The organism is Saccharopolyspora sp. NPDC000995, from assembly GCF_053599315.1.
Genome location: NZ_JBSFLZ010000021.1, coordinates 15,953 through 36,706 on the forward strand (window position 1 = coordinate 15,953; position 20,754 = coordinate 36,706).

20 protein-coding genes and 1 pseudogene are annotated in these 20,754 nt (G+C 68.5%); 15 read left to right on the forward strand and 6 right to left on the reverse strand.

Annotated features, from left to right (window positions below; translation table 11 throughout):
* The first annotated feature begins 76 nt into the window (after positions 1–76).
* The 7 genes and pseudogenes from ACWDKQ_RS10160 to ACWDKQ_RS10190 all read left to right on the forward strand — a co-directional run bounded on the left by ACWDKQ_RS10160 (position 77) and on the right by ACWDKQ_RS10190 (position 8,391).
* Entirely contained in the window at positions 77–385 is a 309-nt protein-coding gene (locus ACWDKQ_RS10160) for a hypothetical protein (protein WP_450138418.1), read from the forward strand.
* A gap of 174 nt (positions 386–559) precedes the next feature.
* Positions 560–802 carry a hypothetical protein gene (locus tag ACWDKQ_RS10165; RefSeq protein ID WP_450138419.1) on the forward strand — a complete coding sequence of 81 codons (243 nt, stop codon included), beginning with the start codon at positions 560–562 and terminating at the stop codon, positions 800–802.
* Entirely contained in the window at positions 781–1,179 is a 399-nt protein-coding gene (locus ACWDKQ_RS10170; protein ID WP_450138420.1) for a hypothetical protein, read from the forward strand. Before ACWDKQ_RS10165 ends, ACWDKQ_RS10170 begins: the two co-directional genes overlap by 22 nt.
* Before the next feature lie 91 nt (positions 1,180–1,270).
* Positions 1,271–1,375, forward strand: a pseudogene (locus ACWDKQ_RS10175) (hypothetical protein); the annotation flags it as partial.
* Between the two features lie 83 nt (positions 1,376–1,458).
* Entirely contained in the window at positions 1,459–1,611 is a 153-nt protein-coding gene (locus ACWDKQ_RS10180; RefSeq protein WP_450138469.1) for a hypothetical protein, read from the forward strand.
* A gap of 383 nt (positions 1,612–1,994) precedes the next feature.
* Positions 1,995–3,110, forward strand: coding sequence for a lysozyme (locus tag ACWDKQ_RS10185; RefSeq protein ID WP_450138421.1), 1,116 nt, complete (start codon positions 1,995–1,997; stop codon positions 3,108–3,110).
* 265 nt (positions 3,111–3,375) lie between these two features.
* Positions 3,376–8,391, forward strand: a complete 5,016-nt coding sequence (locus ACWDKQ_RS10190) for a tetratricopeptide repeat protein (protein WP_450138422.1) — start codon at positions 3,376–3,378, stop codon at positions 8,389–8,391.
* A gap of 8 nt (positions 8,392–8,399) precedes the next feature.
* Here ACWDKQ_RS10190 and ACWDKQ_RS10195 read toward each other — a convergent pair whose 3' ends face one another.
* The 3 genes from ACWDKQ_RS10195 to ACWDKQ_RS10205 all read right to left on the reverse strand — a co-directional run bounded on the left by ACWDKQ_RS10195 (position 8,400) and on the right by ACWDKQ_RS10205 (position 9,933).
* A complete protein-coding gene (locus ACWDKQ_RS10195) occupies positions 8,400–8,711 on the reverse strand; it encodes a hypothetical protein (RefSeq protein WP_450138423.1) in 312 nt (103 codons plus the stop codon).
* The gene (locus ACWDKQ_RS10200; protein WP_450138424.1) at positions 8,695–8,928 is read right to left on the reverse strand and encodes a DUF397 domain-containing protein; all 234 of its coding nucleotides are present in this window, start codon (positions 8,926–8,928) and stop codon (positions 8,695–8,697) included. The genes ACWDKQ_RS10195 and ACWDKQ_RS10200 overlap by 17 nt, the downstream gene beginning before the upstream one ends.
* Positions 8,929–9,036: 108 nt before the next feature.
* The gene (locus ACWDKQ_RS10205) at positions 9,037–9,933 is read right to left on the reverse strand and encodes a helix-turn-helix domain-containing protein (protein ID WP_450138425.1); all 897 of its coding nucleotides are present in this window, start codon (positions 9,931–9,933) and stop codon (positions 9,037–9,039) included.
* A 199-nt stretch (positions 9,934–10,132) separates the two neighbouring features.
* On the opposite strand from ACWDKQ_RS10205, the gene ACWDKQ_RS10210 reads away from it, so the two are divergent.
* The 3 genes from ACWDKQ_RS10210 to ACWDKQ_RS10220 all read left to right on the forward strand — a co-directional run bounded on the left by ACWDKQ_RS10210 (position 10,133) and on the right by ACWDKQ_RS10220 (position 12,409).
* A complete protein-coding gene (locus ACWDKQ_RS10210) occupies positions 10,133–10,969 on the forward strand; it encodes an SAM-dependent methyltransferase (RefSeq protein WP_450138426.1) in 837 nt (278 codons plus the stop codon).
* 273 nt (positions 10,970–11,242) lie between these two features.
* The gene (locus ACWDKQ_RS10215; RefSeq protein ID WP_450138427.1) at positions 11,243–11,668 is read left to right on the forward strand and encodes a thiolase family protein; all 426 of its coding nucleotides are present in this window, start codon (positions 11,243–11,245) and stop codon (positions 11,666–11,668) included.
* Between the two features lie 219 nt (positions 11,669–11,887).
* A complete protein-coding gene (locus tag ACWDKQ_RS10220) occupies positions 11,888–12,409 on the forward strand; it encodes an MBL fold metallo-hydrolase (RefSeq protein WP_450138467.1) in 522 nt (173 codons plus the stop codon).
* A 68-nt stretch (positions 12,410–12,477) separates the two neighbouring features.
* Here the strand turns inward: ACWDKQ_RS10220 and kstR are convergent, their stop codons facing one another.
* Positions 12,478–13,086 (reverse strand): cholesterol catabolism transcriptional regulator KstR, encoded by a 609-nt coding sequence (gene kstR, locus ACWDKQ_RS10225; RefSeq protein WP_450138428.1) that lies wholly within the window; start codon positions 13,084–13,086, stop codon positions 12,478–12,480.
* 163 nt (positions 13,087–13,249) lie between these two features.
* On the opposite strand from kstR, the gene ACWDKQ_RS10230 reads away from it, so the two are divergent.
* Genes ACWDKQ_RS10230 through ACWDKQ_RS10240 form a run of 3 tightly spaced genes read left to right on the forward strand, consistent with a single transcriptional unit; the run spans position 13,250 to position 16,288 of the window.
* A complete protein-coding gene (locus ACWDKQ_RS10230) occupies positions 13,250–14,503 on the forward strand; it encodes a glycosyltransferase family 4 protein (protein WP_450138429.1) in 1,254 nt (417 codons plus the stop codon).
* Between the two features lie 2 nt (positions 14,504–14,505).
* Positions 14,506–15,228, forward strand: a complete 723-nt coding sequence (locus ACWDKQ_RS10235; RefSeq protein ID WP_450138468.1) for a methyltransferase domain-containing protein — start codon at positions 14,506–14,508, stop codon at positions 15,226–15,228.
* The gene (locus ACWDKQ_RS10240; protein WP_450138430.1) at positions 15,215–16,288 is read left to right on the forward strand and encodes a prenyltransferase; all 1,074 of its coding nucleotides are present in this window, start codon (positions 15,215–15,217) and stop codon (positions 16,286–16,288) included. Before ACWDKQ_RS10235 ends, ACWDKQ_RS10240 begins: the two co-directional genes overlap by 14 nt.
* Before the next feature lie 140 nt (positions 16,289–16,428).
* On the opposite strand, the gene ACWDKQ_RS10245 is transcribed toward ACWDKQ_RS10240, so the two are convergent.
* Positions 16,429–17,109, reverse strand: coding sequence for a class I SAM-dependent methyltransferase (locus tag ACWDKQ_RS10245; RefSeq protein WP_450138431.1), 681 nt, complete (start codon positions 17,107–17,109; stop codon positions 16,429–16,431).
* Positions 17,110–17,566: 457 nt separating this feature from the next.
* Here ACWDKQ_RS10245 and ACWDKQ_RS10250 point away from each other — a divergent pair, with 457 nt between their 5' ends.
* Positions 17,567–17,896 (forward strand): hypothetical protein, encoded by a 330-nt coding sequence (locus ACWDKQ_RS10250; protein WP_450138432.1) that lies wholly within the window; start codon positions 17,567–17,569, stop codon positions 17,894–17,896.
* Positions 17,897–18,516: 620 nt separating this feature from the next.
* Here ACWDKQ_RS10250 and ACWDKQ_RS10255 read toward each other — a convergent pair.
* Positions 18,517–18,921 carry a hypothetical protein gene (locus ACWDKQ_RS10255; RefSeq protein WP_450138433.1) on the reverse strand — a complete coding sequence of 135 codons (405 nt, stop codon included), beginning with the start codon at positions 18,919–18,921 and terminating at the stop codon, positions 18,517–18,519.
* A gap of 466 nt (positions 18,922–19,387) precedes the next feature.
* Here ACWDKQ_RS10255 and ACWDKQ_RS10260 point away from each other — a divergent pair, with 466 nt between their 5' ends.
* A complete protein-coding gene (locus tag ACWDKQ_RS10260) occupies positions 19,388–20,614 on the forward strand; it encodes a cytochrome P450 (RefSeq protein ID WP_450138434.1) in 1,227 nt (408 codons plus the stop codon).
* Positions 20,615–20,754 lie beyond the last annotated feature (140 nt).

Sequence of the window (20,754 nt, forward strand, 5' to 3'; positions counted from 1 at the left end):
GGGGATCTGGGGTTTGACCTTGCTGGGCATCGATCTCCGCGCGGCATCCGGGCCCATTCGAACGAGGGAGGATCAAGTGTTCGACAACGGCGAACCATTGAGCTCCGCGGAGCTCGGCGACCAGCGTGTGGAGTTCCTGCCCGCGCGCACGGTCATGTCGGCATTCCCGTGGGGTGGCGGCTGGAACCCGATCGTCATCAACGGCGGTGGCGGCGGTGACGGCGGCGGCACCGGTGGTGGCCAGGGCGGCGGCACCGGTGGTGACGGCGGCAACGGCGGGACCGGTGGTCATGGTGGTCACGGTGGTCCTGGCGGGCCCGGCATCGGTGGTAATGGATTCGGTGGCGGCGGCATCGGCGGCCACGGGGACCACATCGTGGTGTGACCCTTGCTGGTCGCATCGGCGGGCCCGTGCTTGCGCGTGGGCCCGCCGGCTGCTGCGAGCCCTCGAAAACCGTGCCTGCGGTGGAGATCCGGGCCTGCGCGGCTGTTGAGTACGGTACGCGGATGGCTAAGTCGCGGACGCCGGCCGGGCCGCGATGGACAGCGAGCAGACCTTGTGCTCCTCGAGCGGGCGGCGCTGGACCTGCTGGCCCGGGACGGCGTGCTCAAGGGGCTCGACCTGGTGGTCTCGCTGTCCCCCGGATACTGGATCTCGCGCACCCGGCTAGCCGAGGAGTTCGGCAGCGGCGTGGGCGTACTGGGCGAGGGGATGCTCGCGCTCACGAGCGGTTGGGTCCGGGCTGGGGTCAGAGAAGCCCTGAAATTTTCGTTCAGGGCGTGCGCTTCGAAGACGAAGTGAGTGTGGTCGGGGGAATATCTGTCTGGCGGAAGAGGATTGAAGAAACCTTATCCGCGCGCTTTCCTCTGCGGGTCGGTGCGGCCTCGCCGTGGAGCCCGCCGCCGCGGGAAGGCGAGTCGATCAGAGGTTCCCGGACAACCGAGTTGGCCGGCGTCGGACGCCAGGTGCGACCCCCGAACCTGCGGGCCTGGCTCGTCGTCGCGATGGTCGTCAGCCCGATGCTGATCAATTTCGGCGACAAGGCGGTGCTCGGGCTGGCCGCCGGGCCGAGCATGCGGGAATTGGGGCTTAGCGCCGCCGAGTACGTGTTCAGCAGCAACCCAAATCTCTCACGACGCTGTGGCCCTGAGTTCGAGGGGACCGAGCATGTCGCTTGATTCGCCGGTCGTCCCCAATAAGGGCATGACCGCCGCCTAGTAGGTCCTACACGACCTCGCCTACCCGGCCGAGCTGTTCGAGCAGCCGTGGATGGCCGAGACTTATTGGCACCGCGAGTTCGTGGTCCGCGACATCGTGTGGTCCGAGACCGGCTGGCGGGACTTTCAACCCGACCACGCTGCACCCGACCCACCCCGACATCCGGCGGCGGCGATCGCGGATGCGATCACGGACAAGGTCGCGGTGCTGGCCAGCCGAGAGCCGCGCGACGCGGGGAGGTGCGGCAGGCGTTGCACGTGGTCGACCTGCTCGCGTTGGCGCCAGGTAAGACGCCGGAGGTCGTCGAGGCTCGTGAGCTGATGGCGGAGCTGTGTGAGCTGCGGGCGAAGCAGGCGGCCAGCTACGGCTACCGGAGCCCATACCGGATCTAGTCGATATGGGCGTTTTGCCTGGCCAGTGTCGTAAGTGTTGTCGGGTGCCATGGCAGTTTGCCGTGGCGCATCTATCCGCTCACCGCCACTGACCTGAGGTTTTGCTGTCCGGCGCTGACTGGGTGGACCTGCGTTGCGGGGCCTGTGACATGGGCCGCTAGGATCCTGTCACCAGTCGATTTGGTGTCACTAATCGTGACGGATCAATCGGCCAGCGTAGCCTGATTGGGCTAAACCAGGTACTCGCGTACGTACAAACCGCGATGCAAGTACACGCTCCGTACTGGAGTCTGGGGCTCGTGAACCCCGAATCCTCCGACCAAACAAGATCCCCTGAAAACAGCGATCGAGCCTCGGCCCGAAACGAGGCGACTGACCGCGGGTTGCGTTCCGCTGCGCTGCGTGCCGACCAGGCCCTGCGCACGGCAGTGGATCGCGTGCGGCCGGCGGCGCACCGCGTCGGCGAGTGGCTCGCGCCGCTGCTCCAGCGCGTCCTGCAGTGGCTGGCACCGCTGCTGCAGCGGATTCAGGAAGCACCCGCGGTGCGGCGTCTCCGGGAGAGGGTTGCGCCGCACGTGGAGAAGCTCCCCGAGTCCGTTCGGCGGGCTCCGCGCACGCGGTCCATGCAGGCGGGTGCCGCCATCGCCGCCGTCGGCGTGGTGGGCCTAGTGATCGGCAGCGCCGTGGTTGGCTCGGACGAGACCAAGGTCGATGACGCCGCGATGGAAGCCCCGATCCAGGCGCAGCAGGCCCCGCCGCAGGCGCAGCCGGTCCCGCCGCAGCAGGTCCCGGCGCAGGCCGAGCAGCCGATCCCGCAGGAGGCCCCCGCGCCCCAGGCGCAGCCCGTTCCGCTGGCCCCGCTGGGCCCGCCGGTCGAGGGCATCGACGTGTCCAACCACAACGGCGACATCGACTGGAGCCGGGTCGCGGCCGCTGGCAAGAAATTCACCTTCGTGCTGGCCACCGACGGCACCGGCTTCACCAACCCCCGCTACAGCGAGCAGTACCACGGCGCCAAGAACGCCGGCCTGATCGCGGGCGCCTACCACTTCGCGCGGCCGGGCTCGTCCTCCGCCGAGGTGCAGGCCGAGCGGTTCCTGAACATCTCCGACTACCAGGCCGACGGCAAGACCTTGCCCCCGGTTCTGGACCTGGAGGTGGACCCGAACAGCGGCGGCTGCTACGGCCTGTCCGTCGCGGACATGCACCTGTGGACCAAGACCTTCAATGACAAGGTCAAGGAGCGCACGGGCAAGGACCCGATCATCTACGCCAACCCGTCGTTCTGGCGGCAGTGCATGGGCGGCACCGACACCTTCGGTGGCCACGCGCTGTGGCTGGCGTCCTACGGCGTGGACAGTCCGGCGGTGCCCAACGGCTTCAACGACTGGGACTTCTGGCAGTACACCGACCAGGGCAGCGTCGCCGGCATCGGCGGCAACACCGACTTGAACCAGTACCAGGAAGGCTTCGAGCGGCTCAAGCAGCTCGCCAGCTGACTTCCGGTTCGTGCCGGAATTTCGACGGGAGCGGGCCGTCCGCAGATCGCGGGCGGCCCGCTCCCATTTCTGTGCGCCGGAGGTGAAGTCCACTTCGGACTCCCGAGTCGAGGTCCGGTGAAAGTGGTGGCGTTCGATCCGCTCCGCGGTTGCCGCCGGGACGGGTGATCTTCGTCGTGCCTCCGATACAGGGGATTCACCGGAACTGTGGGTGGCGGACCGATATCCTCGCCGCGATCGATGATCACCTGATCGGAGGCACGGCATGTCGCTCTGGGAACAGCGGGTCACTCAGGCCCGGCAGTTGCGGATAAATGGTGATCATGCCGACGCCGAGCGGGAGTTGCGCACCGTGCTCGCCGACGGCGACTTCGACAGCGCCGTGCACGCGACCTGTCTGCTCGGCGCGCTGCTGGACGAGCGCGACGACGCCGCCGGGGCCCGCGCGATGTACCAGCGGGCGATCGACTCCGGGCACCCGATCTACGCCCAGCTGGCCGCGATCTCGCTGGGCCCGCTGTTGTTCGACGCCGACGACCTGATCGCCGCCCAGGCGGTGCTGCGCTTTGCCGCCGATGGCGCCGACCCGCATACGGCCGGGCGCGCGGACGCGTTGCTGGCGCAGGTGCTGCACATGCTCGGCGACGCAGCGGGTGCGCGCGAGGCCCGCGACCGGGCACTGAACTGCAACGATCTCGCCGTGGCCGAGCTCGCCAGGGACCTGGACCTGCCGGGCCCGGGCGAGCGGTCCGCCGAGGAATACCTCCAGGTCGCCTACGAGCAGGCGTGCCTGCTGCTGGACCAGGGTAGGGGCCACGACGCGGAGCCGATCCTGCTGCGGCTGCTGGACAGCGGGCACCCGAACTACGGCTCGCTGAGCGCGGCGAAGCTCCACACGCTGCACGTCGATGATTCCGCGAAGGCGCGGCAGATGGCCGAGCGGATCATTGCCTATCGCCACCCCGAACACCTCGGCTGGGGTTACGTGCTGCTCGGCGGCGTGCTGGAAGACCTCGACGATCCGGTCGGCGCGGCCGACGCGTTCCGCCGCGCCGCCGACGATCCGCGCCCAGAGGTCCGGTTGCACGCGCTGATCCACCTGGGGATGCAGCTGCGCGAACTCGGCCAGGCGGACCAGGCCCGAGAAACCTACCAACGGGTGATCAACACCCGTCACCCGCGCTACTCGATCGAGGCGCTCGGCGTGCTGGCGGAATTGCAGCGCGATGAGGGTGACATCGCCGGAGCCGTCGAGACCTTCGGCAAGGTGGCCGATTCCGGGCACGCCGAGAAAGCGCCGCTGGCCGCCTACAACATGGGTGTGCTGCTTTACGAGCACGGTGACCAGGTGGCCGCTGCCGAGGCGTTCCGGAAGGCCGCCGACGCCGAAGATCCGAACGTCGCGCACCAAGCCGAGCTCGCACTGTCCACGATGGACGTCGTTGACGCGCAGCAGGACCCGGCCAGCGACGACGCGATGCAACTCGCGCAGCGCGCCCGGGAGGCGGCCGCGGCCGGCGACATCGACACCGCACGCGCCGCGTACAAGCAGGTCATCGAGATGGACGTGCGAATCTGGTCCGTGATGGCGGCCAACTCGCTCGGCCTGGTGGAGGCGACCGCGGGCAACCTGGACCGTGCCCGGCAGGCGCTGCGGTGGGCCGCGATGTCCGAGGAGGGTTCGCTGGCGCAGGACGGCGCGTTCCGCCACGCGCTGCTCGACGAGTCCGCCGCGCAGCCTGTGCTGCAAGCGCTGTTCCGGTTGGAGAACGACGACGAGACCATGCTCGATGAGCTCATCGCCGGCGCTCCGCCGGAGGTCCGCGACCTGGCGTCGGTGGTCAAGGCCGAGCACCTGATGACCACCGACGTGCCGACCGCGGTGGAAATGCTTACCGGGCTGGTCGAATCGCCGAACCGGCTGGTATGGACGAAGGCGGGGCACCTGCTGGCCGGTTGGCTGGCCCGGGAGCAGCGGCACGGGGACGGGCTAGAGCTGCTCCAGCGGGTCACCGGCGAGGGGCACCCCGCGCTGCGACCCTGGGCGGCGGCCCAACTCGGGGAGCTGCTGCTGGACCAGGGAGATTTCGAAGGCGCCATCGCGGCGTACGAGTCCGCGGCGGCGACCGGGCACCGCACGGTGCTCGGCGACGTGTTCGGCAAGCTCGCGCTGATGTACCGCACCTGGGGCCGGCACGACGAGCTTCTGGGCCTCTACCGCCGGACCGCCGCGAGCGGCCACCCCGAGTTCGGGCCGCGCGCGACTTTCCTGCTCGGCGAGGAACTCGTCGAGGCCGACGACCTGGAGGCGGCGCTGGCGCTGTTCACCCAGGCAGCCGACTCCACCTCCGCCGCCGCCTCAGTCGCCGCGTTCGGCATGCACGCCATAAGGCACGAACTAAAGCTGGCGCGGGCAGGTTTCCTCGCGCTGGCAGAGGACGAACAACCGCACTACACGGCCACGCAGCTCTGCCTCAACCTGGCGCGCCGGTACCAGAGCCGGGGCGCGGTCGAGTTCACCGAGTGGACGTTGCAGCTGGTCGTAGAGGCCGGGCATCCGGAACACGTGCAGCAGGGCTGGCTCTTCCTCGGACAACTGCGCAACGAACGCGGCGACACCGACGCAGCCGCGGAAGCGTGGGAGCACGCGGCGCTGAGCAGTGACGCTGACGAAGCGGCGGTGGCGAAGCGCAGCCTCGCGGATCTGTTGCAGTGCAGGGGAGAACTGGACCGGGCCGAGGCGCTGCTGGCCGAGGTGGCCGGTGGAGAAACCGGCAACGCAGCTGATGCCGCGCTCAAGCTGGGCAACCTCCGCGCGGAGCTGGGTGACCTCGACGGTGCCATCCAAGCGTTCCGCCGCGCGGAGTCGGTCGGGGGCCGGGTCGAGGCCACCCGCGCCACCGCCAGCATCGCGGTTCTGATTGCCAAGCAAGGCGAAACCGAGGCCGCGCGGTGCGCCATCGAGCGCGTGATCGCCTCGGGCGTGCCAGGTGCGCGGGCCACCGCCGCATTGGAACTGGGCAACATGTTGCGCGACACCGGGGACGCAGCGGCGGCGAGAGCGGCCTACGAGCGGGTGCTGGAGTTCGACGAACCGGACGTCACGCGGTACATGTACCAGCAGATGGGCGCCGAAACCGCCGAGCAACGGGGATTCCGGTTGATGCGGGAAGGCGACACCGAAGGCGCTCGGGCGGCGATCGGCGAGCACTACGGCTCGGCTCGCGTCACCGACTTCTGGTGCGCGGCGTGGACCGGACCGGCGGCTGCGGCACCGATCCTGGGCGGGGCTTGCGGAGATGACCTGCAGGTCTGCTCCGAGCTCGGGCTCGTTTTCGGCCGGGCAACGAGGGACGACGCTTCGCAGGCCCGGGAGTTCTTCCGGATGGTCGCCGATCACGGGCATCCGGCGCTGGTCCCGAAGGCCCAGATCGCGCTCGGCGAGCTCGCCGAGCGGCAGCGGGAGAACGCGCTGGCGCTGGCCTGGTACCGCCGCGCGAGCTCCGCGGACGAGCCGGAGACCAACGCGTTGGCAGGCGTGCTTCTGGCCCAGCTGCTGTCCCGGCTCAACGACCGGGAGGGCGCGAAATCCGCTTGCCGGCACGCCATCTCCGCAGGTTCCGGCGTCGCTGCCGTGGACGCGGGCCTGCTGCTCGGACAGCTCCACCACATCGCCGGCGACGTTGTGGAGGCGCAGGTGATCTGGGACCGGGCCGAGGAATCAGCCGAATCGCCTGAGCAGTTCGGCGCCGCACTGCGCCACCGCATCGTGCAGATCGGCGAGACCGCCGACGAGGCGCTGGAACTGCTGCGCCGGTCGACGAAATCGACCGATCCGAGCACGGCGAGCATCGGGATGGGACTACTCGGGGAACGCGCCGACGACCCGGCCGAGGCCATCCACTGGTTCGGCCAGGCCGCGGAACTCGGGGTGCCAGGACATTCCGACGCCGCGCGGGGACGGCTCGGCGAACTGCTGCTGGCGCAGGGCGATCGGGACGCGGCGCGGATCGAGTTCGAACGGGTCAGCCGGTGCGACGAGCCCGGCATCGCGGCGCGCGGCGAGTTCGGGCTCGGCCTGATCCGGTACGAAGAGGACGATTTGGCCGGGGCGGTAGCGGCTTTCGTCAAGACCGCGTCCTACGCCTCGGACGACGACCTGGGCGAAGACGCCCTGAACAACGTGCGGGTGGTGCTCGACGGGCAGCGTGCCGCCGGCGACCACCTCGGTGCCGCGAATACCCTGTGCAGATTGGAAGAAGTGGTCCCAAAAGCCCACGTCGCGGAGTGGGCCTACGAGACCGCCACCGAGTTCATCGAGGCCGAGGACAACGACGCCGCGCTGATCTACCTGCGGTGCGCGGTGGAGATAGGTGCCCCTGAGCCGGCGCCGGAAGCCGTGCTGGCTCTGGGCGAGGTGCTGCACAAGCGAGGCGAGCTGGCCGGCGCGCGGCAGGCCTACGAGCGGGTGCTGGCCATCGGCGACGAATACCGCGCTGAGGTCGCGAAATACCGCATGGTCGAGCTGCTGAAGGACGACGACCCGGCCGCCGCCGAGGAACTCACGCAGACCCCGGACGGCGTCCTGACCCCCGCGATGAAGGCGATGCTCGGGCTCAAGCGCCGAGACGAGGGCGACACCGCGGGGGCGATCGAGGCGTTCCGCGAAGCGGCGGGCAGCGACGACGACCGGTTCTCGCCGATTGCCACGTACGCGCTGGCGCAATCCCTGCGCCAGGACGGCGAACTCGACCAGGCTTGGCAGACCTACCTGCGGCTGATCGAATCCGCCCCGGAAAACCGGTACGCGGGGCAGGCGCGGCTGGAGCTTGCGTCGATTGCCTACCACGCCGAGGACGACGCGGAAGCTCGCGAGTGGAGCTTGCGGGCGTGGGACTCCGACGATCCGGAGCTGTCCGCGAAGGCCGCGATGAACCTCGGGATGATCGCCAAGCGCCGCCGCAACCTCGACGAGGCGAAGCCGTGGTTCCTGACGCTGATGGACCTCGGGCACCCGAAGGCCGCGCTCGCCGCCGCTCACCTCGCGGAATTGCACTACTGGCTTGAGGAATACGCCGAGGCGGTCCAGTTCTACGAGTACACGCTGGCGAACACCGATGACGCGGAACTCGTCGCCGAGGCGGCCTTCCGGGTCGGTGAGATCCGCTACCGGCGCGGCGAAGTCCAGCAGGCGCGCGAACTCCTCGACCGGGCGGCGCGCACCGAAGACCCGTCCTTCGCCCACCAGGCAACGCAACTCCTGGCCGAGCTGGGAGGCTGACGGCAGCGTCAGGCTCGGACCGTGATCAGTTGTTCCGGGAGGGCGAGGACCTGGTCCAGGACCTCGCACGCCGAGCCGGCCGTTCGCCAGTACGAGTTGTCGGCCCGCAGGTGGTGGTCGCGGGAGACTCGCGCGGCGCGCACGTCGTCCTCGCCGCGGAGCTCGACCACGTCGACGATGTCGCCGTGCGATCGCACGTAGACCAGTGCCATCAGTTCGCCGTTGGTGTCCCGTACCGGCGGCATCAACCGGAATCCGCGTGCCACCAGTTCGCGCAGGCGGGCGCAGGAGTCATAGTGGTCCTCAGCTTGCGAGGTCATCGAACTCACCGTCCTTGACGCCGCGCAGGAACGCGGCCAACTCGGCTCGGGTGTAGATCAGCGCGGTTCCTCGCGGTTGGCGCGATTGGCGCAGCGCGACGGTTCCGTCGGCCAGGGTCGCGATCTCGATGCAGTTGCCCCATTTTCCGCTGTGGCGCGACTTTCGCCAGGTCACGGCACCAAGCGCGGCAACCGGGACCTCGAACTGACCACTCATCAGATCTCCCTCGGTCGACCGCATGCAATTGCATACGCCATTGCGCAGGAAGGTACCACAGCGCTGCGCACACGCGCGATCACTGTGAGTAGCCCGAACGATCTAGATTCAGAGGGTTGCGCGGGATTTCAGCAGCAACTGGCGGGTCTGCTCGGGAGTCCTGGCGTCCACCGTCAGCCGATCGAGTGTGCGGCCGTATCGCTCGATCTCTTCCGGCTTGTCCAGGTACAGCGCCCCGCTCAGGTGCTCCAGGTACACCACGTCCGGCAATTCGGGTTCGGCGAAGCGGAGCATGGTGAACGAACCCTCCGCCGCGTACCCGCTGAGCGCGAACGGCACCACCTGCAGCGCGATGTTCGGCAGCTTGGTCATCTCCAGCAGGTGGTCGATCTGCGCGCGGAGCACGGCGGCGCCGCCGATCGGCCGGTGCAGCACGGACTCGTCGATGACCGCCCACAGCCTGGGCGCGTCCGGCCGCGCGAGCAGCTTCTGCCGCTTCATGCGCAGCGAGACCCGGTGCCGTGTTTCGTCGTCGACCAGCTTCGGATGCCCCGAACTGGCGATGGCCAACGAGTAGTCCGTGGTCTGCAGTAGGCCCGGCACGAACTGCAGCTCGTAGGTCTGGATCCGCGCGGCCACGCCTTCGAGCCCGACGTAGTCCTGGAACCAGTGCGGCATCGCGTCCGAGTACCGGTTCCACCAGCCGGGTTGCTTGGATTCGGAGACCAGCTCGAGAAAACGGGCCCGCTCGGCCGCGTCCGTCACGCCGTACATCGTGAGCAGGTCCGCGACGTCGCGTTCCTTGAAGCCGACCTTGCCGAGCTCCATCCGGCTGATCTTGGACTCCGAGCCGCGGATGGCGTAGGCCGCCTCGGCGGGCAAGATTTCCGCGGCCTCCCGGAGCCGCCGCAGCTGCGCGCCGAGGATGATGCGCCGTGCCGTCGGACTGCCGTCCGGCCCGGCCGCGTCGCCGCCGGCGGGTCCCGGATCCTCGTCCTGAGCCATCGTCGCACCTCCTGATCTACCGCCGTCCGATTCTCGCACCACGACGGCGGAAACAGCCGCACCGACAGGTCCACCCGTTCGGATCAAGATCGACTTGCGGTGCTCACGTTGATAGCACGCCAAGCGTTTACTCACAGCGACGAAGCTCGTACGCTATGCAATCCCCGAGCACCCGACACCCACGCCGTAGCGAGGATCCATGGCCGCCGACCTCTCCGAGTCCGACGACGAAACCCCCATCCACATAGATACGAACAAGGCGAGCATCGCTCGCGTCTACGACGCGTTCCTCGGTGGGAAGGACAACTACGAGGTTGACCGGGAAGTCTTCCGGCGCGTCCAGGAGGTCACGCCCGAGGCTGCCCGGCTGGCGTGGGACAACCGCCAATTCCTGATCAGGGTCAGCCGGTTCATCGCCGCGGAAACCAGTGTCACCCAGTACCTGGACTGCGGATCCGGCCTGCCCACCGCGGAAAACACCCACCAGGTGGTGCAGCGGATCAAGCCCGAGTCGCGGGTGGTCTACGTGGACAACGACCCAGTCGTCCTCGCCCACGGCCGCGCGCTGCTGGAGGAGAACTTGAAGACCCACTTCAGCCCGGCGGACATCTTCGAACCGGCGCGGATCCTCCAGGACGAGGTGGTCGGTCGACACTTGGACTTCTCCGAGCCGATCGCGTTGTTCCAGCTGGGCACGCTGCACCACTACGACGGCGAGCGCCCACCCGTCGACATCATGCGGGAGTACATCGACGCGCTGCCATCCGGGTCCTATGTGGCCATCAGTCACTTCCTCGACCCGGAAGCCGAGGAGCTCTGCGAACTCGCCCGGCGGATGGAGCACGCGTTCCTGCACAGCCCGATGGGCACCGGAGTGTTCCGCACCCGCGCCGAGATCGAGTCGATGTTGCAGGGCTTAGAACTCGTCGACCCCGGCCTGGTGCTATGCGCGGACTGGTGGCCAACCGGCCCGCGGCTCAACCCGCTCTACCCGGTGCAACACTGCATCGCAGGAGCAGTGGGCCGCAAACCCTGAAGAACTGCCGGGCGGACTCGTCCCGCTGCGGTGCAAGCTTCACAGGCTGATCGGCTTCGCCGCTCGAAGCGAAGTCAACTTCGACAGACGCGAACGACGTGCGCCCCGCCCACTACTTACCAAACAGTTGCTTGCTCGGTTAGCTTCCGGCTGCCGCTGAGGTTCAGTGGAGCGGTCCCGTCCGGCCGGTGCCCGTCCCGGATTCGTCGGCAGTGTCTGCAACGAAGGGGCGGCCGTGGCGCAGGCGTAAATCATCGACGCGGTGCGGGACCGGTGGGCAAACGCGGCGGCGGGCTCAGCGGGATCCATCCGGCAGACCTTTCCGCGCACGTGCTGCCGCAGCGTGGTGGCGCGGGCCGCGATCGACCCGCCGGCGGTCGACGACGTCGTGTGGGATGCGTCGACGCGGTCGGCGCGCAGGCGGGAACATCGGGCACACCGGGTGGCTGGCGGCCGGTTCCCGGAGCACGTGCCGGCGTGACGATCGACCGGCAGCGCGGTTCTTCCCAGCAGGCGGTGCATTTCGCTGCACAAGCCGTGCTAAGCGGCACAGCCGACCTGGTGATCGACGGTGGCGCGCAGAACATGAGCGTCATACCGACTGGCAGCGCGCTGCTGGGTTCGGCGGAACTAGAATTTCCGGTCGCCTACGGCCCGAACTCCGGCTCCGCGAGCTGGAGGATCGCTACGGTGATGTAGAGGTGACGCAGTTCCGGGGCACCGAGCTGATGGCCGAGAAATGGGGAATTTCCCGTTACGACGTCGAGGAATTCGCGCTGACCAGCCACCGCCGGCCATCGGGGCGACGGAATTAGCCAGCAGGGTCGCTGTGGCCACGCTGCCCGATGCGCCAAGGGAATCCGTGACAGCCGCTACAAACTCCCGGACGAGTGGCTGGAAGGCAAGGTCGAGATCCCGCTGGCGTCCCGAACCCTGCTCGCCGTGCCGACGCCGGGGCACACCCGGGGCCACGTCGTGTTCCTGGATTCCGCGTCTTCGCTGATGTTCTCCGGCGACCACGTCCTGCCACACATCCCGCCGTCCATCGGCGTCGAGCCCGCGCGGCACGAACTCCCGCTGCGTGACTACCTGAATTCGCTGCGGCTGACGCGGTCCTACCCGGATATGCGGCTGCTGCCCGCGCACGGCCCGGTGGACGGGAGTTCGCATACCCGAGTCGCGGAGCTGCTCCAGCACCACGAGAAAAGGCTGGAGCTGACGGCCGAAGTGGTCCGCGACGGTGCGGGCACAGCGTACGACGCGGCGCTGAAGCTCGGCTGGACCCGCCGCAACCGCAAGCTGCTCGACCTCGACCTGTTCAGCCGGGTCCTCGCGGTCGGCGAGACCAACGCGCACCTGGATGTCCTTGTCACCCACGCAATCCTGACGTCATCCGCGTCGGAGGGAGTACTGGAGTACGCGGTTCTGCGCGAGGTTTGAGCCTGCGGATGCCGTGAGCCGGTCGTGGTTTTCTGGTGCAGCAACCTAAAAGACTCACGATTGCCGGGTCATGCCAGCAGGAGGCGGACGGTGAGCTCCAAGTGGTTGGAGACATCGGAGGCCGACGCCCGGCGCGTTACCCAGGCGACCAGGTTGGACAGCCACACGTCGCCGATCACGCGCGCGATCGCCTTCTCCTCGTCGGTGGGCTCGTCCTGGGTCATGGCGTTGGTGAACAACCGCTCCACCAGCGCCGCGACGGTGTCCACCTCGGCGGCCGCCGAGGTGTCGGCGAACATGAACGCGCGGGTCATCGCCTCGGTCAGCTGCGGATTGCGCTGCAGCGTCCGCGTGGTGCGGTGGAGCACGAACATGACCCGCTCGTAAGGCGTTTCGCCGGGGATCTTGGCGCGGTCCATCTTGTCCTGGGCCCGTTCGAATTCCCGGGCCAGGCCGGTTACCAACAGGTGGATCTTGGACGGGAAATACCGGTACAGCGTCCCCAGCGCCACGTCGGCCTTCTCCGCCACGGTGCGCATCTGGACCGCGTCGTAGCCGCCCTTGGTGGCCAGGGCGATTGTCGCGTCGATGATTCGTTTGCGGCGTTCGTGCTGGGCCGTGGAACCGGTCTCGTCGTCCCGGAGCGCTTGCAGCACATTCCGCGAGGTGCTTGCCATGCAGCGTCGGTCCCCTCGAAGACTCGTTGGTCGAAAACCGCGTGTTGGTCACCATGCGGCTCGTCGCCGCTGCACCCTGACGGGTTAAGGTGATCGACGTGGTTCGATCGAAACATGTTCCAGTCTACCCAGCCCGCCGGGCGCGGGCTGTATGAGGTGAGCCGTGCGGATCGCGTTGCTGTCGTACCGGAGCAAGCCGCACTGCGGCGGGCAGGGCGTCTACGTCCGGCACCTCAGCCGGGGGCTGGCCGAACTGGGACACCACGTCGAGGTGTTCTCCGGCAAGCCGTATCCGGAGTTGGATCGCGGGGTCGACCTGACTGCGGTGGACAGCCTCGACCTCTACGACGAAGCGGACCCGTTCCGCACCCCGGGCTGGCGGGAACTGCGTGACGCCGTCGACCTGCTGGAGGTTGGCACCATGTGGACCGCCGGTTTCCCGGAGCCGCTGACCTTCAGCCTGCGCGCGGCGAAGCTGCTGCGCGCCCGGTCCCACGAGTTCGATGTGGTGCACGACAACCAGTGCCTAGGCTACGGGCTGCTGTCCCTGCAGCGCGCCGGGATTCCGCTGGTGGCGACGGTGCACCATCCCATCACGCACGACCGCCGGGTGGACCTGGCCGGCGCCACCGGCTGGCGGCGATTAGGCGTGCGCCGCTGGTACGGCTTCACCAGGATGCAGGGCCGGGTGGCCCGCCGCATCCCGCAGCTGTTGACCGTCTCGGAGTCGTCGGCCCTCGACATCCGCCGCGATTTCGGCGTTGGCGCGCAGCAGCTGCGGGTGGTGCCGCTGGGCGTGGACGCCGAGGTGTTCAAGCCGGCGACCGCTCCCCGTGTGCCGGGCCGCATAGTGGCGATGGCCAGCGCGGACACCCCGATGAAGGGCATCGGCACGCTGCTGGAGGCGGTCGCGAAGCTTCGCACCGAACGCACCGTTGAGCTGGTGCTGGTCGCGAAGCCGACCCCCGGCGGCCCGACCGAGCACCGCATCGAGGAACTGGCCATCGGCGACGTGGTGCGCACCGTCAACGGCCTCAGCGATGCAGCGCTGGCCGAGCTGCTCGGCTCCGCCGAGGTGGCCTGTGTGCCGTCGCTGTACGAGGGGTTCTCGCTGCCCACCGTCGAGGTGATGGCCTGCGCGACGCCGCTGGTGGCCAGCCGGGCCGGAGCGATCCCGGAGGTGGCCGGGCCGGACGGCGAATGCGCCGACCTGGTTCCGCCGGGCGATGCCGAAGCGCTGGCGGCGGCGCTGGCCGGACTGCTCGACTCGGCCGATCGGCGACAGCGGCTCGGCGCGTCGGGCCGGGCGCGGGTTTTGGCGAAGTACAGCTGGAAATCGGTGGCAGCGGCGACGGTCGACTGCTACGCCGAGGCGATCGCGCGGAGGGCGCGCGCCGTGGAAGGAGCAACTTGCTGACGGTGGACTTCGACAAGCTCGGCGTGCGACCGGGCCAGCGGGTGCTGGACCTGGGCTGCGGCGCGGGGCGGCACGCCTTCGAGCTCTATCGGCGCGGGGCGGACGTGATCGCCTTCGACCAGGACGTCGCGGAGCTGGAGAACGTGGCGGCGATGTTCGCCGCGATGAACGCCGAGAATCAGGTGCCCGACGGCGCCGCCGCGCAGACCGTTTCCGGTGACGCGCTCGCGCTGCCGTTCCCGGACGAGCACTTCGACTGCGTAATCGCCTCGGAGATCATGGAGCACATCCCCGAGGACGAGAAGGCGATGCGCGAGATGGTGCGCGTCGTCAAGCCCGGCGGCCGGGTCGTGGTGACGGTGCCGCGCTGGTGGCCGGAGAAGATCTGCTGGGCGCTGTCGGACGAGTACCACCAGGTTGAGGGCGGCCACGTGCGGATCTACACCGCCGACGAGCTGATCGGCAAGCTCCGCGACGCGGGCCTGCGCCCGGCCTTCCACCACTACGCCCACGCCCTGCACTCGCCGTACTGGTGGCTCAAGTGCTTGGTGGGCACCGGCAACGACGACCACCCGCTGCCCAAGGCCTATCACCAGATGCTGGTGTGGGACCTGATGAAGGGTCCCTGGATCACCCGAACCGCCGAGCGCGTGCTGGACCCGGTGATGGGCAAGAGCATCGCGGTCTACCTGGGCAAGCCGGGAGCGGCCCGTGCCGGGGCTTGAGGTCCCGGGCGTGCTGTCCGCCGAGGCGGCCGTCCAGACCGGCAAGGCCATCGCGGCGACGCAGCTGGAATCGGGTGCGGTGCCGTGGTTTCCGGGCGGGCATGTGGACCCGTGGGATCACGTCGAGTCGGCGATGGCGATGGCCGCGACAGGACTGCTCCCCGAGGCCGAGTGCGCCTACGAGTGGCTGCGCGCAACCCAGCGCGCGGACGGGTCCTGGCCCTTGCAGGTGCGCGACGGACGGATCGAGGACGCCAGCGCAGACACCAACTTCTGCGCGTACCCAGCCGTCGGCGTGTGGCACTACCTGCTGATCAGCGGCGACGATGCGTTCGCGGAGCGGATGTGGCCGGTGGTGCGGGCGGCGATCGACTTCGTGCTAACCGCGCAGCGGGAGCGGGGCGAGATCGACTGGGCGGTGGGCGAGTACGGCATCCCGACCGGTGAGGCACTGCTGTCAGGATGTTCCAGCATCCACCACAGCCTGCGCTGCGCGCTCGCGCTGGCGGACTACCTGGACGAGCCGCAGCCGGGCTGGGAGGTGGCGCTGGGCCGGCTCGGGCACGCGTTGCGCCGCCACCCCGAGGCGTTCACGCCGAAGCACCGGTACTCGATGGACTGGTACTACCCGATCCTCGGCGGTGCACTGCGCGGCGAGGTTGCGCGGCAGCGGCTGTCCGCCCGCTGGTCGGACTTCGTGGTCGACGGGCTGGGGGTGCGCTGCGTCGACGACCACCCGTGGGTCACCGGCGCGGAGACTTGTGAACTGGTGCTGAGCCTCGATGCGCTGGACGAGCACGACCGCGCCCGCGAGTTGCTCGCGGCGATGCAGCACCTGCGCGACCCGGACGGCTCGTACTGGACGGGCCTGGTCTACGCCGACGGCAAGCGCTGGCCGGAGGAGCGCTCCACCTGGACCGGCGCCGCGGTGGTTCTAGCTGCGGATGCGCTGTCCCGCGCGACGCCGGGCAATGGCATCTTCCGAGGTGAGAAGCTCCCGACGGGCCTGCCGGTCGAGAACGTCCCCTGCTGCGAACTCGAGCACGTCCCTCGCACCTGAGCGATCGCGTGCCGATCCCGTCCGTCCGCAATTTCCATTGAGCGTTTCGGACCTCTTCTTGCGTTGCGGTGCGGGTAGCGGAATCTCAGGGGAACACTCGATGGAGCGCATGCCTCTGATTTCCATTGAATTGCGGGATTTCAGGGGAGGGCGCCCGGGGTTCCGGTGGTGCGTTGGAGGACTCGGAGGGAGCCGGCGACTCGGGTTTCGCGGAACGCTCCCGTTGCCAGGGCTCGGCGATAGATGCGGTACGGCGCCTGGCCTCCGTCGTTGGGGTCCGGGAAGACGTCGTGGATTATCAGGGCACCTCCCGGCGCTACCCAGTGTGCCCAGCCCTCGTAGTCGGTGTTGGCCGCCGCGTCGGTGTGGCCGCCGTCGATGAACAGCAGCGACAGCGGGGTTCGCCAGAACTCCGCGACCGCGCCGGAGCGGCCGACGATCGCGGTCACCTCGTCCTCCAGTCCGGCCCGCGCGATCGTCCGCCGGAATTCGCCCAGCGTGTCCAGCTTCCCGACGGCCGGGTCGACCAGGTTCGGGTCGTGGTACTCCCAGCCGGGCTGGTGCTCTTCGGAGCCCCGGTGGTGGTCGACGGTGACGATTCGGCCGCCGGTGCTTCGGGCCGCCGCGCCGAGGTAGATGGCGGACTTGCCGCAGTAGGTGCCGATCTCGACCGCGAGGCCGGTGCCGAGGTGCTCCAGCGCGGCCTCGTGGAGCGCCTGTCCTTCCTCGGGCGGCATGAACCCGGTGGCCTGCTCGGCGAGTTCGCGCAGATTCGCCGGGATCGGGGGGTGCTCGCGGTCGGTGGCCGATCCCTGCGTCACGTGTGTCCTCCGTCTGGTCCGGTTCGGTGCCGCCGGAATACTACCTGCTGAACTGATCAGTTCCGGTAGAACCTGTTGCCGTTCGCCGGGCCGAAGTGCCGCCGTCATCGTTGTCATCCAAGGTCCGGCTGCTTGCGTTGCGGCGAACCCGCCGGTACTGCTAGAACCAGTTTCAATGCCTGGTGATGTTGAGGTGAGGCGGGTCGGATGGAGTTCGCCTTCGGGAAAGTGCAGCAATCGGCGCGAGAACTGGCCGCCGATGTGCTGCGACGTGAAACCCAACCATAGTCGAGCAGAACGGCCTCAGCATCCCGCGAGCCGCGCGCGATCCGGTCAACCTCCCGCTGATCCACAAATAGGTGGAGGCGATCGGGGACGAAATCGCGGTTTAAACCTCGTAATCTGACGCGGCGCATCGGTCCACGGCGGGCTCGTCGCGCGCCCGGCGATGGTGCAGGTGTGGACCACGGGCGGCCCGAGCCCGCAGCGCGACCCCGGTGAACCGCTGTACGCGATGATGGCCGTGCTCGACGACGCGGGCTACACGTCGGTGGTGGCGACCTACTGCGAGCAGAACCACCACCGGTACCTGCGGCACGGCGAATGGCTCGCCGTGTCCACCAGGCTCGACAGGCGTCGTCGGGCCGAAACTGGTCGTCCGTTGACCGCGTTCCTCGCCTCGCTGAGATCCGGATTGGTGAGGCGCGGTTTCGCGCGAAAACGTCGCGGCCGTCCGCACGGGACCGCCGGTTTCACGCGAAACTGGCGAGCCAGCGCGTCCGGGTGACTTCCCACGATGCGGTGTCAGCAGGACGCGCCGCACTTGATGCAGATCCGGCCGCCACCGCCCTGCCTCGGCACTGGGGCGTGACAGCCGCCTTGCGGGCATTCGTCCATCCTGGTGACGTGCGGGGGTCTGAATCGGAGGGCGACCTGGCCGCCGAATCGCGCTGACGTGGCCCGGAACACGCCGACACTCATGGTTCGCCCCCGATCTTCGTACCTTAGGAGTTCACGTCGGCCGAGATCGCGTCGAAGAAAAGGTGCAGGCGGTCGGTTTCCCGGGGGAATTTCGGGCACGCGGAGTGGTCACGGGCAGTGGCGTTGCGGTTCTCCCGGAAGCGCTCGACCCCGGCTTAACCCTGTAGAGCGACGAGCAATCCGCAGAGTCGGGATCGCAGGTGATCGCACAGGTCGTCCGGGGCGTCGATGCTGAAGTCGGTGTCCCGGACGGCGAGATCGAGGATGCGGCGGGTGATCGCGGGCAGCGTGTCCTCGCCGAGCTGGACGGTTCAGCTGCAGTCGTCGATCGCGGTGACCCTTATCGGCAGCAACGGGTGCAGATGCTCGCGCACGGTTGCCGCAGAGGTTTGCGCCGTGGCCCCAGCGGCGTATTTGTAGGGCGCGTCAGTGGCGCAGGTACTCGGCAAGGCCTTCGGCCGGTAGCGGTCGCGGGTCGAAGCGGCGGCCGGTGGCCCGCGGCTGGTCCAGGCGGTCGACGCGAAAGGTGCGCCAGCCTTCACGTTCGGGGTCGAAGGCGATCAGTGCCTCCGCGGCGGGGTCCGTGAAGTCGCCCGGGCCGCACACGAAGCACTCCCGGTCCGCCAACGGCCGGACCAGCTCCCGTAACACCGGCACCGAGAGCGGGCTTTGCACCGACTCCAGCCAGTGCACGACCGCGAACCGATCGGGGTGGCGCGCCACCAGGCCCCGGAGTTCGGTGGCGAAGATGACCGAATCCTGTTCCTGGTTGGCGTAGATCAGCACCACCCGTCCGTCCCCGGCGGCCAGCACGGACTTCGTGATCGACATGGCCGGTGTGATCCCGCTGCCTGCGGCTAATTAGCGGCGGGGGGGCGTCGTCCAGCGAGCGCGGAGCGAACGCCCCAACCGGCGGCATAAAATCCACAGTGGACTTTGCGTTTATTTTGTCGCACAACCAGTTTGATCCATAACGGGCGCGTTTAACCGTGACCCCGCCAGGCGTCGTCCACGTGCGGTGAGCTAGACAGCGAGTAGCTGCGGGCCGCCGAACCGGTGCGGTCGCTAAGGATCCGCAGGGTGAGGAACTGGCCGGGTGGCAGGACCACGTCGGTGGCGAAAGTAAAACATTTTCTGACTAATACAAGCGCACCAATCAAGTCTGATCAAACCGCGTTGGCGTTTAGCCGATTCGACGATAGTTATAGGGGTATACTGAATCTTGAAAGTGTGACTCTCTCGCTTATATCTCGTTCCATTTAACTGGTCGGATAACGCGTCTCTGTAGGAGGTTGCCGTGGTCGCACCGCGCATTCCGGAGGGCTTCGACTTCACCGATCCCGACCTGCTCGCCGAACGGCTGCCGCTGGCCGAGTTCGCCGAGCTGCGCCGCACCGCGCCGGTGTGGTGGAATCGGCAGCCCGACCGCCGAAGCGGGTTCGACGACGGGGGCTACTGGGTGATCAGCCGGCACGCCGACGTCAAAGAGGTCTCCCGGCGCAGCGATGTGTTCTCCAGCTGGGAGAACACCGCCGTCATCCGGTTCAACGAGAACATGACCCGCGAGCAGATCGAGTTGCAGCGCTACATCATGCTCAACATCGACCCGCCGCAGCACACCAAGCTGCGCAAGATCGTGCAGCGCGGCTTCACCCCTCGGGCCATTAACAGCCTGGAATCGGCGCTGCGGGACCGGGCGCAGCGGATCGCCACCAGGGCCCGCGAGCGCGGCAGCGGCGACTTCGTCACCGACGTGGCCCGCGAGCTCCCGCTGCAGGCGATCGCGGAACTGCTCGGGCTCCCGCAAGAGCACCGCAAGGAGATCTTCGGCTGGTCGAACCAGATGATCGGCTACGACGACCCGGACTACGTCATCCAGCCAGAGGTCGCCGCCGCTGAGATGCTCGGCTACTTCACCAATATGGCCGAGCAGCGCCGCGGCTGCCCGACGGACGACATCGTGACCAAGCTGGTCCAGGCCGACATTGACGGCAACGCGCTGACCGCGGACGAGTTCGGGTTCTTCGTGATCCTGCTGGCGGTGGCGGGCAACGAGACCACCCGCAACGCCATCACCCACGGAATGCTTGCGTTCCTCGACAACCCGGAGCAATGGGACCTCTACAAGGAGCAGCGCCCGGCGACCACGGCCGACGAGATCGTCCGGTGGGCGACCCCGGTGGTGGCCTTCCAGCGCACCGCGACGGAGGATGTCGAGCTCGGCGGACTCGAAATCAGGCGGGGCCAGCGGGTTGGCATGTTCTACAGCTCCGCGAACTTCGACCCGGAGGTCTTCGGCGAGCCGGAGCGCTTCGACATCACCCGCGACCCGAATCCGCACGTCGGCTTCGGCGGCACCGGCGCGCACTACTGCCTCGGCGCAAACCTGGCCCGCCTGGAGATCGACCTGATCTTCAACGCGATCGCCGACCACATGCCGGACATCAAGCGGATCGGCGAACCCCGCCGCCTCCGCTCCGGGTGGCTCAACGGCATTAAGGAAGTCCACGTCCGGTACACCTGATCGGCGGCCGCGGGGTGGCTCGAGTTCTCGCGGTCAACGTCCAGGTTTTGGGCGATCCAGGGACCCTGCTGGCTAATTCGGCGGGGGCTGGTTTCACCGCGGGAGTGGTCCGGTTCTGCCTCGCCGACCGATGTGCGGTG

Bases quoted from the DNA above. Each gene is read 5' to 3' on its own strand.
- ACWDKQ_RS10255 (WP_450138433.1), bottom strand. From the start codon at position 18,921: ATGTCGATCACGAAGTCCGTGCTGGCCGCCGGGGACGGACGGGTGGTG.
- ACWDKQ_RS10200 (WP_450138424.1), bottom strand. From the start codon at position 8,928: ATGAGTGGTCAGTTCGAGGTCCCGGTTGCCGCGCTTGGTGCCGTGACC.
- ACWDKQ_RS10195 (WP_450138423.1), bottom strand. From the start codon at position 8,711: ATGACCTCGCAAGCTGAGGACCACTATGACTCCTGCGCCCGCCTGCGC.
- ACWDKQ_RS10210 (WP_450138426.1), top strand. From the start codon at position 10,133: ATGGCCGCCGACCTCTCCGAGTCCGACGACGAAACCCCCATCCACATA.
- kstR (WP_450138428.1), bottom strand. From the start codon at position 13,086: ATGGCAAGCACCTCGCGGAATGTGCTGCAAGCGCTCCGGGACGACGAG.
- ACWDKQ_RS10205 (WP_450138425.1), bottom strand. From the start codon at position 9,933: ATGGCTCAGGACGAGGATCCGGGACCCGCCGGCGGCGACGCGGCCGGG.
- ACWDKQ_RS10190 (WP_450138422.1), top strand. From the start codon at position 3,376: ATGTCGCTCTGGGAACAGCGGGTCACTCAGGCCCGGCAGTTGCGGATA.